We start from the raw sequence: 12,047 nt of genomic DNA, 5'->3' as shown, positions 1-12,047 counted from the left end.
AAAATAACCAAAGATCCACAGAGGGTGTCTGACACCTACTTGGTGAGTGAGTGTTTAAATGCGTAGATGACTGCTTGTGTTCGGTCTTGGACTTGGAGTTTGCTTAGAATGTTGCTGACATGGGTTTTGACGGTTTTTAAGGCGATAAAGAGCTCATCAGCAATTTCCTGATTTGTTTTTCCTTCTGTCATGAGAAGAAGAATTTCCATTTCCCTGCTTGTCAATTCCTCGTGGGGAAGCTGCTGATTTTTCTGTCGCATTTTAACCATCATTTTTCCCGTTACTTCAGGCTCGAGGACGGATTGCCCTTGATAGGTTGAACGAACGGCATCGGCTATTTCACTTGCTTTCGATGTTTTCAGCATATAGCTTGTAGCCCCCGCTTCAAGAGCAGGATAGACCTTCTCGTCATCTAGGAAGCTCGTAACGATAATAATTTTCGCTTCCGGCCATTGTTCAATAATATTCCTAGTTGCTTCAATCCCGTCCATTTCCTTCATAACTAAATCCATTAAAATAATATCTGGTCTTAAATCTAATGCCAGTTGAATCGCAGTTTTTCCATTGTCAGCTTCACCAACAACCTCAATATCCGGCTGGGCTGACAAATAGGAGGAAACTCCAATTCTCACCATTTCATGATCATCTACAAATAATACTCTAATCATTACCTACACCCTCTTGCTTCATAATAGGAATCTTTACTTCAAGACGTGTTCCGCTGTTTTTCAAACTAATAATTTTAAGGGATCCGCCGACTTCAACCGCTCTTTCATGCATATTTTGTAGTCCATAGGAGCCTGCTTTTGCTTCCTCAACATCAAAGCCAACCCCATCATCAATTACTCGTAAAATCACAAACTCATCCCTTTGAATGAGGACAATTTCGAGCATCGACGATTTCGCATGACGGAGGGTGTTTGAAACAGATTCTTGAAGAATGCGGAATAAATGATCCTCGATTCCTTTATCGAGAGGGAAGTCTTCTATTTTCCATTTTATCTCCATCGTTACCTTTTGGGATAATTCGATGAGCAATTCTTTCATTCCTTCTTGGAGGGACTTGCCCTTTAACGCAGCCGGTCTTAAATGAAGTAGAAGTGCTCTCATTTCAAGCTGGGATTGGTGAATCATTTCTTCTACCATTTTTAATTGCTTCGTTTCCCTTTCACTCGTCTGCGGCTTTGCTTCATTAATCGCCGACATGAGCATTGAGGCAGCAAATAGCTGCTGACTAACAGAATCGTGCAGTTCCCGCGCTAAACGATTTCTTTCTTGGGAGATTACTTCCTGCACACGGCTTTCCATATCCTTCGCTTTTTCTGTCGCAAGCTTCTGAGATAATTTAGCTTGTTCGGCAATTTGCTTTTGAATTTTCCCAATTCTGTTCACAATCGAGTGGAGATCAGGTGATGCACTTAACTCCCTTGCATCTATATGACGCCCCTCCTCAATTTGGTATAGCCAATGATCGACTGTTTGAATTTGGCGTTTCCAATGAATTCCCGAAAATAATCCGAACAAAATCCCTATAAAAATGCTGACACTTGGCACAAAAATAACATAAGGAATATCCATCACATGTGTATCCCAAAGCTCTTTCCAATCGACAAGCGGAAAGCGAAAAAGAAAGGAAAGAATAAAAAAGCCACAGATTAAGACGGACACCGCAACACCTATAATAACTTGACGCTGAACAATACTCATACGCGCTTCACCTCTAAATCACCTACAGGGATAGAGGTTATGATTTTTATACGCTGTTCAGCTTGATGAAATCCCGGCGTTTGAATATGCAAATTTTGATTAAATACTTTAGACTCCTGACTGCCCAAAATTTCAACAGAGCCAGCTAAAACAGAATGATTCACACTAATCTCTATATCATACGGGACAAGGATTTGAATATTCCCGAGAAGATTTCTTATATTAATCACCGTTTCCCCTTTTGGCAGAACGGTGTAACTCAAATCAATAACGGTATCCCCGATGCCTGTCTGAATATTAATATCGCTCCACTCATACACATGATCGGGTGTTTTTTGCTGTCCAAATAATTGGTTAAGAAAAAGCGGACTGCTTCGAACCACAGTTTCCTTTTCCATTTTAGGATTTGACTCTACGATGACAGGTTTAATATGAGCAGGATTTCGCTTCGTCTGGATGTATTGAATTAAGAAATGAATAAGAATCGCTAACAGTAAAAACTTCAAAGTGATCATACTAAAAATACTTATAATTAAAAAGATAATTCCAAGCCAGAATAGAAGTTTTCCTGATTTACGAGGCATCCATTTTCTCCCGATATAGATCATGCCCACTTCAACTAGGAGGGAGAAGATCAACCCTCTGTTAAAAAAAGAAAATTCTAAAAAAAGAACAACAATACCTATTATCAAAATCCAGCTTACATATTCGCTTTTTACTCTATTTATCATTGGTCTTAGGGCCTCCTCCCTCCTTATTTTAAACTTCTAAAAGGCGCAGTTGTCCTACGCCTTTTTAGAATACCATGTTTTTCTTATGAAATAGAATGGGTTTCTGATTTTTTCATATCTTTTTCTAGTTGTACGATGCGTGCATCAATGGTGCTGCGATAATATGAGTTGTTTACTTGATTCTCTAATCGGTCTAAATACGATTCAATTTCCTGAAAGCGTGAGCCGGAGTGATTGGCAGCATTTTGCTGATCAAGCACTTGATTTATTTTCACTTGAGCCCGTGTTACATTTTCGCGACCCATTACTTCCATCCGGCGAATATGCATATCCTTCAGCTTATGCTTCATTTCTTCATACTTTCTTTCCAATTCAGCAAGCTGCTCGTTTGCAGAATGAAGGGCCTCCTTTAAACGTGCTACACGTCCCTCAAATTGTACTTGCTCCTCTGTAGCAAATAAGAATAATTCATTCTCCCCCGCTTGTGAAGCAATTTCCGCTTGGCGTTTTCTCTTTGCTGCTAACTCCTCAGCTTGGCGATATTCTCTACTGAACTCTTCCTTTAACATATATTGGCGTTCGAGCAGCTTCCGTACCTTTTCTGTTTCTTTCTCACAGTCCCGTAAATATTGATTCAAAAGAACAATTGGATTTTTTTTCTCCTTTTGATCAAGCACTTCATTGAGATCAGCTAATACTGTGTTTTTAATACGCGTAAATAGGTTTGTCATTTTTCCTCTCTCCTTTAATGATTAGTTTTTCTTAAATTCAGCCCATTGCTTTTCAAAATTAGTGAATGGGTCATTTTCTTCAACTTTCACTTCTGTTTTTGTTTGATTCCATTTTTTATACACAAGGTAAAGGACATATGCAGCTACGATACCAATAATGGCTGGTAAGTTAGAAGCCGATGCCATTAAGGCGATAAACCCAATGAAACCCCAGCCAATCTTCATAAGTAGTGAGTCCGTTTTTAAAAATTGTTTAAACACAAAGTACAGAAGAACGATACTTAATCCTAATGCTAGTAATGGTCCTAGATTTGACAATAAAACGATCGCCGCAATGCCCCCTGCTATTAATAAACCGAATTTTTTCATGTTCGTTTCCTCCTTTCTTGATTCCATCTTACCTATATTTCCGGCTTCTCATAACGAGCCAGAGCTTTATTTTCATCTAAGACCTGAGACCGAGCAGTGGATAGTCGGAAGTTAGAGAAAGGTTCCAAATTTAAATTTAGTAAGTCTCTTTACATGATTTTCTCCCTCTAACCCATACTAGTTTTAGGAGGTGTGCCATAAATGAGTATTGCTTGGCTATACGGACTTTTACTCTTTATCCATCCGATTCCAGAATCCGACAGCTTGTCGATTGAGAATAAAGGAGAAACAATCCTAACCATTGATCGGCAAGACTATGCCATTCCCATTCCCAATATGCCTTTAATCGATGTAAAAAAATATCATGAGCTTCTTGATAAACTGGATAAACAAACATATATTGCGCCGAAAAACGCAAATATTGATCCATCTGGAAGAGTAAAAAACGAAGAGGTAGGCAGCAGGTTACATCGCAGGGCTTTCACTGATTTGTTTTATACATACTTTTACAATACGAATTCTTCCAATATTGAAGTTCCCTTGCTTCCCATTCATCCTCGGGTTGATCGGGACTTATTATTACATATTCGAGTGAAGCAAATTGGAAGATACGTGACTTTTTTTAATTCAAATAATAAGGCGCGTTCTCACAATATTTCCCTTGCGGCTGAAGCCATTAACAATCATGTTATTTTTCCTGGTGAAACCTTTTCCTTTAATCAAGTAGTTGGGAAAAGAACGAAGGGTAGGGGCTATATGCGCGCGCCTGTTATCGTCAGGGGTGAAATGGCCGAGGATATCGGGGGAGGAATTTGCCAAGTTTCTTCTACCCTTTTCAATGCTGCCGATCGTGCAGGCTTAAAAATCCTTGAACGTTACTCTCATTCTAAACGCGTACCATATGTACCTTCAGGAAGGGATGCAACGGTCAGCTGGTACGGACCTGATTTCAGCTTCAAAAATGGATACAGCTTTCCTTTATTAATTCAGGCAAAAGCATATGGCGGTCAAATGATCATTCGGATATTTTCAACCGATGAAATCGAATATGAACCTCGTTTCGTTCCAAACGCTTCCAAAATGCTGCACGAGGAAGTACCGTTTCAAAAGAAAGAAGAATAATTCATTAGCTAAAGCGAAGAGATGCTCCCTCTTCGCTTTTTTCTAGTAAAAAACTGCCGTTCATGAGCATATACCTTAAATAAGTGACCTTATCATCAGCTAAACAGAAAAGACCATCTGCACTGCTTGGAATTTGCTGTACAAAGAGGAGGTTATTTCATGGTATTATTGCTTATTACAACAATCGGCATGATCATTTCACTAGGAATTGTTGGAAGCCTGCTGTTCTTTTTTACAAATGAAGCATTAAATAAAGAGGATTCACACACGATTGATCCTATCCCTAACACAGAAGGATTGAAAGAAAACAAGAGCTCTCATTAAGTGGATGAAGATTAAATATTTTTTTAAGAGAGAAGCCAGCTATTATTTTGTAGCTGGCTTTTTATATTCTAAATCCCATCTGGTATACAAATGACATAGTTTGGAAAAGTTATGGATGAGAAAACCTAGAGGAGGAAAGGTATGTCATCCAATCATAAAATGCCCCAGTTTCCTGAATCATATTGGAGAGAAACTCCCCTTCCAACATTCGGGAAGCTGAATGAAAATACTTCTGTTGATGTTGCCATTATTGGAGGCGGAATTACTGGAATCACCGCAGGATATCTTTTAATGAAAGAAGGCTTAAAGGTCGCTATTTTAGAAGCTGGAAATATTTTAACTGGAACCACTGGCCATACGACAGCAAAGCTCACTGCCCAGCATGGTTTAATTTATGATGAATTCATCAATCATTTCGGGCTTGAAAAGGCGAAGCTTTATTACGAGGCTGAAACAAGTGCCATTGATTTTGTTCGTAATCAAGTGCAAGAGAAACAAATAGATTGTGATTTTAGCGAAGAAGATGCTTTCATATATGCTACTTCAGATGAATACGCGAAAAAGATTGAAACGGAAATGCAAGCGTATAAAAAACTTGGCATTATTGGACGCTTAGTAGATGGCATCCCTTTCAATATACAAACGAAAGCAACACTCGCTATGAATCAACAAGCGCAGTTCCACCCTTTAAAATATTTACAAAAATTATTGCAAGAATTTATTGATGGTGGCGGAATTGTGTATGAAAATACGACTGCCGTCGATGTCGGGGAAAATGATCATCCGGTTGTCATTACAAGAGATGGGCACCGTGTTAAGTGTAAATATGTCATTGCCGCATCCCATTTCCCATTTGTCGATATGATGGGCTTTTATTTTGCAAGAATGTATTCGAGCCGTTCCTATGTACTTGGTATAAAAACGAAAACAGAATTTCCTGGGGGCATGTATTATAGTGCAGATAAACCAACTCGTTCCCTTCGATATACGCCATTCAATGGGGAAAAGCTCATTCTTGTAGGCGGCGAGGGGCACAAAACTGGTCAAGGGATCAATACGATGAAGCATTATGAAACGCTTGAAGGTTTTGCAGAGGAAGTTTTCGGCATTACAGATTTTCCTTATCGCTGGTCGGCACAAGATTTAATTACATTAGATAAACTCCCTTATATCGGGCCTATTAAAGAAAACAGATCCAAAATACTGATTGCGACAGGGTTCCGAAAATGGGGAATGACAAACGGTACAGTTGCCGCTATGCTCCTTAAAGATATCATTATTGAAAAAGAAAATCCTTACAAGGAGCTTTTCAATCCTGACAGATTCCAAGCAGATCCAAGCCTAAAGAAAGTGATCTCCATTAATACAGATGTAGCGGGCCATCTCATTAAAGGAAAACTAGAGGTTGCTCCTAAAGATCCGGATGACTTGGAAAATGATGAAGGTGCAGTTGTCACTGTAAATGGAAAAAGAGCGGGAGCTTATCGGGATAAAGACGGAAACTTGCATCTTGTCGACACGACCTGTACTCATCTGGGCTGTGAAACGGAATGGAATGAAGGGGAGCGTACATGGGACTGCCCTTGCCACGGGTCAAGGTACACCTATGATGGTGAGGTACTAAACGGTCCGACAAAAAGACCACTGCGAAAAATTGATTATTAGAATGGGCTGAGATTCGTTAATTCAGATTGGCGAATGCCTACTTCTTCTTTACATAGTTTTCTGGACAGGTTTCAGAAATTTACCAATAACCGTCCAAATAACTTAGGTTCCTGACAGGCTTCAGAACTTTCAGCAGCAAAAAATCCTCTTTCCAATTAAAGAGGATTTTTTTATTGCTGTTTATTGTATAACCTTACTCTTGCCGGCGATTTTTTTGCGGATTATCATGTCCGGTTGTAAACTCAACTAATTCCGAGCTTGTTCTGTTTCCTGTTTTGGCATTTTTATTTCGTTCCGCATTTGCGTTTCCTTGTTTTTTTCTGCCCATAGTTGCCTCCACTCCTTTTCATTATTTAAGGAGTAGTTTGCGCGATAGCTTTAACTTTATTCCGGGATTATTTTTGCTCTGCTGGGTCAGTTATATTTCCTCCACGCATTATTTTCTTTTCCGCTCGAGCACCAAGTTCCCTTGCAAATTTCTTAAGATCCCTTTCCTCTCTTTCCGTTACTAAGGAAATGACCATTCCGCTCGCCCCAAAACGACCCGTTCTACCTGAGCGATGAACGTATTGCTTTACATCTCTAGGAAAATCGAAGTGAACAACGTGAGTCACATCTTTTATATCTAATCCCCTAGCAGCTACATCTGTTGCCAGTAGCATATTTGTTTGACCAGTGCGAAAATCCTTTAAAGCTTTTTGCCTGTCCATTTTATTTAAGTCGCTATGGAGAGAACTTGTCTGTATATTTTTATATGCTAATTTCTCTGATAGGACAGTTAAGTTTCCAATATCCTTGACAAAAACAAGCGCTTTAATCGATTCTAATCTTGAGATTTTTTCAAGCATCATAATTTTATCTCTTTGTTCTGTATGAAAGTATATATGATCAACAGCAGCAGCATTGATCGTTTCGTCTTTTTCAACCTTAATGATTTCAGGCTCTGCCGTCAATTCCTGCGCCAGCTTTTCTATTTCTTTTGGCAAAGTCGCGGAGAAAAGAACAGTTTGTCTGTCACTTAACGTAGATTTAATAATGCTTCGAACTGTTTCCAAATGCTCAGGAACGAGAAGTTGATCTCCCTCGTCAAGCACGACTGTCTTTACCTCATGCATTTTAAGCTTTTTTTGCTTAATTAACTCCAGTACTCTCCCTGGCGTTCCGATCGCAATATGAGGATGCTTTTTTAATTTTTCCAGTTGCCTTTTCACATTCGCTCCGCCAATAAAGGATGCCGCGCGAATCCCGCTTCCCTCTGACCATTTTTGAATCTCTTGTAAAATTTGCATAACAAGCTCTTGGGATGGCGCAATAATGATCGTTTGAATACTCTTTTTGTCATTTGCAATTTTCTCTAAAACCGGCAATAAATAAGCTAAAGTTTTTCCTGTACCAGTTGGTGATTCAGCAATAACATCTTTCCCTTCAAGTGATGCCGGAATCGCTTTTGATTGGATCGTTGTCGGCTGATTGAAGTTTGATTTCTTCCATACCTCTTGTATAAAAGGTTTTAATTCATTAATGATTGTTTGTGTCATAAAAAGCTCCTTTAACTTGTGAAGTTACATCTATACTTAATGATTACTATTGCATAAAAATTGAAATGAATACTAAGTACCGCTAATGATACTAGCTTATCCCGTTTAAGTTGTCTAGTCTTAGAAACAAATGCGTAAGCGCCTTGATCACCCCCGACAAGCACAAGACGAGCCTCACGGAAAGGTGTTCTTTACCTTTCTGGGAGGATTGGCTTGTGACCTCGAGGGGGTAGGCGCTGCAGCTGGACGCAAAAAGAATAGCAGTCAAAGGCTTGTGGGATATTAAAATAGAGGTGGATCGAATGATCAAAAAGTTAGTAGCCTTTTTAATTGTAGCATTTCTTGTTTATTCTCCCTCTATTCAGGCCCAAAATCAAAAGGTAGAAGTATTTAATATAGAAATGGGAAAAGTCGTAAAGGATACCCCATCTACTTCTGCTATTCAAAAAGAAGCAAAAATATACTTAAAAAGCATTAATGGTATTTATAAAAAACTGAATCCTCTGCCGCCAAAGGGTATTATTGTTAGAATCCCTCTTATTCCTCCGCTAAAAGTTCAAAATCAATGGATACACACGCTTGCCGATGAAATGAATATCATTTTTCCTGCGGGAGGAAATCCATATGTAATGATCTATGATGATGAAAATAACACATATTTCTTTACGATTGAAAGTCATCTAAAAACAAATCGCATGTCAAAATATTTAGGAATAACATTAAAAAAGGGTGATACCTAATAAATAGGTGCTCACCCTTTTTAAGTCTATTACCTTCCCTTTTTCCTCTAGGTAGCTGTTTTCCCAATACTCGGCGTTTTTAATACCGAGCTTTGTCGAGTTTAATATAGAATCGAGTCCTTGTGCTTATTAAAGTAGCTAATTCCTAAAATTACCCACATTGCATTTTCCTTCATATTTTCTAAATTTCCGTTATACTTATATTTAGGGAAACGAAATAAAATACGGAAAGGAGTGTTTAAAACGAATGACCTATGATTCAAACCGGAACTTATTCATTATGTGGTTCGCCAACTTTTTTGTTGCCGGCAGCATGACGATGGTATTGCCTTTTATCTCTTTGTACATTGAAACATTTGGAAATTTCTCCTCGACATATGTTCAGCATTGGTCAGGCTGGACATTTGCTATTACGTTCGTTGCTGCCTTTATTTTCTCTCCGATTTGGGGAAGGATTGGGGATCTATACGGCAGAAAGAAAATTCTCATTGTTTCGGGAATCGGTATGGCCCTCTCTATTTTTCTCATGGGCTATGTCACTTCGGTTTGGCAGCTTTTTATGCTAAGGCTATTTATGGGTGTTTTTACAGGATTCATTCCGATGTCACAGGCTTTTATTTCAACCCAAACTCCAAAGCATATTGCCGGAAAGGTCATGGGTACTTTGCAAACGGGGAGTATTACAGGTTCCTTGATGGGGCCCATGCTTGGCGGTGCCTTAGCCGATCTATTTGGTTATGCAAATACCTTTAAGTGGACCTCAATATCCATCTTCTTATCCGCACTGCTCGTAATCCTTACTAAAGAAATAATATTGAAAAATAAAGAAGGTAATAAAACAAATTACTCTAGTAAGGATGTCATTCTCCATATTATTCAGCACCCAGTTCTCTTAACTGTCCTACTCATTTCTGCACTTATTCAGATGGCCCATTTTAGTATTCAGCCGATTCTATCCTTATATGTGAGTGAGCTTCGCGGAACAGAAAACCTCGCTTTTTTTGCCGGAGTCGCTTTTTCAGCAGGCGGGCTTGGTAACTTGATAATGGCGCGGAAATGGGGAAAAATTGCCGATCGTTACGGCTATATTAAAATTCTCGTTATTTTATTATTTATGGCTGGAATCTTCTATTTACCCGGAGGATTCGTTACGAATTACTGGCAGCTTGTTGTTATTCGTTTTACCCTTGGCGTAACGATTGGTGGAATTATTCCCGTTCGGATCGCTTATATTCGACAAGAAGCGCCGATTGCCATGCAAGGAGAAGTTCTAGGCTATAACACAAGCCTCCGCTTTTTTGGAAATATCATTGGTCCAATGATGGGAGGATTGATTTCCGGTTATTTTGGCTTTTCGGCTGTGTTTATTATTACGAGTATTCTCCTTATCTTAAGTGGTGCAATTTTGTTAGTAGCGATGTTTAGAAATCCACAAATGGCTGAAGCCAGTTTAGGGAAGAAAAGAATGCCCCTATAATGGGAGCATTCTTTTCTTATTTTTTTACCTCAATAACAATACTTGCATAATATTTATTGCCAATATGGGCATCAAGGCGCCAGAAACCTGGAGATGGAAGGGTCATCATGACGTGCTGTGAAGCTTGGGCATTTAGAACTTCCTTTAGATCTTTATATTGAGGATTCGAGATTTCCCAACCATTAGAACGGGTAATGATTTCTCTTCTCCCTGTATCTTTTTGAGTGGCAGTGATCTTTAACTGTTCACCTGGACTTTCGGTTAAATCGTCTCCCCAGAAAAACCACCTCGTTTTATATGCTTCACCAGCTTTCATCTCACCTGTATCAATGTACACTGCTTTACCTTTTAAACCTCTTAGGTTGGAGTAGTGTCCATCATCAGATGGAGGCGGAAAAGTGGGTGTAATACGCCAGTTCCTTGTGCCATCAGAATAAAGCTGAAATGAATCCTGTTTCCCATCCCATTCTACAGTCACTTCAACCGGTTCACTCTCTTGCATCATTGCCGTTCCACCGTTTGGACCTGAATGATGGGAAAATGATTTCTGATGTATTTCATCTAATGAACCATCACCTGCCCCAGTGTTTGTTTCAAATCTATATGTTATCGGCTTTCCTTCAATCTCTGTTAAATCTCCTTTATACTCTAAATAAAATAAACTCTCCGATTCACTTTCATAGTCAAGATTTCCATTCTCTGTTTTGGAAAATATCCCTTTACCAAAGAACTCATATGTTGCTTGCCAGTGCTCACTTTCACCCGTAAATAAATAATCGTGAATAACCACATCCTCCTCTTTGCCTCTTTCTTCCCCTGCATGTTGACTTTCATTTAACGAGAGAATGTTTTCATTTGTTAAATAATAAATGACTCCGATCGGAAGTAGAATACTGACTGCCCCACTTAATAAATACTTTAATGGGCGGGTGAAGGATGGCCTTTTATTTCTTTTTGGCAAATTAGAAAGTGTTTGACTAACTTTATGCTTTACTTCGAAAGGAACTTCAAATTCCTTATCATGAATGATTTTTTTGATACTATCATCAAATTTTGAGCGGTCCATTTTCCCCTCTCCCTTCTTCATTCAGTTGATTGATGCAGGAGGCAAGCAACGAGCGAGCACGATTTAATCTTGACTTAACGGTGCCCTCTCTAATTTTTAGAACTTGGGCAATTTCTTTTATAGAACAATCTTCAAAATAAAATAACACGACAACAGAGCGATATTTCTCATTTAATTTTGAAAGAGCCTCTCTTAATTCATCAAACTGATTATCTGCTATAGACGGCTCCGTTATATGTTCAATTGTATTTAATAAAATGCTTTTCTGTTTTTTCTTTAGCATATCATTGCATTCATTTATCAAAATCCGAATCAGCCATGTTTTGAAATAAGCTGGATTTTTTAACTTTGCAATAGAATGATAGCTTTTTAAAATCGTTTCCTGTATGGCGTCTGCGCAATCCAAATCTTCCTTGAGAATCCCTTTCGCTATCCGATAAAGGGATGACTCACAACTTCTGATTAATCGAATAAACGCTTCTTGATTGCCATTCTGAGCAAGAAGCACATCATTTTCCGAAAGCACTTTTCATCCCTCCTTCTGCTCATTAGACCGTAATTAATGTAAAAAGGTTCC

Annotated in this window: 14 protein-coding genes; 5 read left to right on the top strand and 9 right to left on the bottom strand. The window is 38.9% G+C overall.

The window, feature by feature from the left end:
• Positions 1–35: 35 nt before the first annotated feature.
• The 5 genes from F7731_RS11035 to F7731_RS11015 form a co-directional block, all read right to left on the bottom strand.
• A complete protein-coding gene (locus F7731_RS11035) occupies positions 36–668 on the bottom strand; it encodes a response regulator transcription factor (RefSeq protein ID WP_151534847.1) in 633 nt (210 codons plus the stop codon).
• Complete coding sequence (locus F7731_RS11030; RefSeq protein ID WP_151534846.1) at positions 661–1,707, bottom strand: sensor histidine kinase; 1,047 nt, start codon at positions 1,705–1,707, stop codon at positions 661–663. Before F7731_RS11030 ends, F7731_RS11035 begins: the two co-directional genes overlap by 8 nt.
• Positions 1,704–2,438: a cell wall-active antibiotics response protein LiaF gene (liaF, locus tag F7731_RS11025; RefSeq protein WP_151534845.1), complete on the bottom strand. Its 735-nt coding sequence runs from the start codon at positions 2,436–2,438 to the stop codon at positions 1,704–1,706. Before liaF ends, F7731_RS11030 begins: the two co-directional genes overlap by 4 nt.
• Positions 2,439–2,521: 83 nt before the next feature.
• A complete protein-coding gene (locus F7731_RS11020) occupies positions 2,522–3,169 on the bottom strand; it encodes a PspA/IM30 family protein (protein ID WP_151534844.1) in 648 nt (215 codons plus the stop codon).
• 21 nt (positions 3,170–3,190) lie between these two features.
• Positions 3,191–3,538 carry a lmo0954 family membrane protein gene (locus tag F7731_RS11015; protein ID WP_151534843.1) on the bottom strand — a complete coding sequence of 116 codons (348 nt, stop codon included), beginning with the start codon at positions 3,536–3,538 and terminating at the stop codon, positions 3,191–3,193.
• Positions 3,539–3,739: 201 nt separating this feature from the next.
• On the opposite strand from F7731_RS11015, the gene F7731_RS11010 reads away from it, so the two are divergent.
• The 3 genes from F7731_RS11010 to F7731_RS11005 all read left to right on the top strand — a co-directional run bounded on the left by F7731_RS11010 (position 3,740) and on the right by F7731_RS11005 (position 6,649).
• Positions 3,740–4,660 (top strand): VanW family protein, encoded by a 921-nt coding sequence (locus F7731_RS11010; RefSeq protein ID WP_151534842.1) that lies wholly within the window; start codon positions 3,740–3,742, stop codon positions 4,658–4,660.
• A 159-nt stretch (positions 4,661–4,819) separates the two neighbouring features.
• Positions 4,820–4,984 carry a hypothetical protein gene (locus F7731_RS26460; RefSeq protein WP_170289687.1) on the top strand — a complete coding sequence of 55 codons (165 nt, stop codon included), beginning with the start codon at positions 4,820–4,822 and terminating at the stop codon, positions 4,982–4,984.
• 141 nt (positions 4,985–5,125) lie between these two features.
• Positions 5,126–6,649, top strand: coding sequence for an FAD-dependent oxidoreductase (locus F7731_RS11005; RefSeq protein ID WP_151534841.1), 1,524 nt, complete (start codon positions 5,126–5,128; stop codon positions 6,647–6,649).
• A gap of 193 nt (positions 6,650–6,842) precedes the next feature.
• Here F7731_RS11005 and F7731_RS27070 read toward each other — a convergent pair whose 3' ends face one another.
• Positions 6,843–6,977 (bottom strand): hypothetical protein, encoded by a 135-nt coding sequence (locus F7731_RS27070; RefSeq protein ID WP_281352292.1) that lies wholly within the window; start codon positions 6,975–6,977, stop codon positions 6,843–6,845.
• A gap of 67 nt (positions 6,978–7,044) precedes the next feature.
• On the bottom strand, positions 7,045–8,187 hold the full coding sequence (locus F7731_RS11000) for a DEAD/DEAH box helicase (protein WP_151534840.1): 1,143 nt from the start codon (positions 8,185–8,187) through the stop codon (positions 7,045–7,047).
• A gap of 302 nt (positions 8,188–8,489) precedes the next feature.
• On the opposite strand from F7731_RS11000, the gene F7731_RS10995 reads away from it, so the two are divergent.
• Both F7731_RS10995 and F7731_RS10990 read left to right on the top strand, forming a co-directional pair.
• Positions 8,490–8,927 carry a hypothetical protein gene (locus F7731_RS10995; RefSeq protein ID WP_151534839.1) on the top strand — a complete coding sequence of 146 codons (438 nt, stop codon included), beginning with the start codon at positions 8,490–8,492 and terminating at the stop codon, positions 8,925–8,927.
• Between the two features lie 247 nt (positions 8,928–9,174).
• On the top strand, positions 9,175–10,404 hold the full coding sequence (locus F7731_RS10990; protein WP_151534838.1) for an MFS transporter: 1,230 nt from the start codon (positions 9,175–9,177) through the stop codon (positions 10,402–10,404).
• Between the two features lie 16 nt (positions 10,405–10,420).
• Here F7731_RS10990 and F7731_RS10985 read toward each other — a convergent pair whose 3' ends face one another.
• Positions 10,421–11,470, bottom strand: a complete 1,050-nt coding sequence (locus F7731_RS10985) for a hypothetical protein (protein WP_151534837.1) — start codon at positions 11,468–11,470, stop codon at positions 10,421–10,423.
• A complete protein-coding gene (locus tag F7731_RS10980; protein WP_151534836.1) occupies positions 11,451–11,996 on the bottom strand; it encodes an RNA polymerase sigma factor in 546 nt (181 codons plus the stop codon). Before F7731_RS10980 ends, F7731_RS10985 begins: the two co-directional genes overlap by 20 nt.
• Positions 11,997–12,047: the final 51 nt, after the last annotated feature.

It is taken from the genome of Cytobacillus depressus, from assembly GCF_008923245.1.
Classification (GTDB): Bacteria; Bacillota; Bacilli; order Bacillales; family Cytobacillaceae; genus Cytobacillus; species Cytobacillus depressus.
This window is presented reverse-complemented; position numbering and strand designations above follow the sequence as displayed.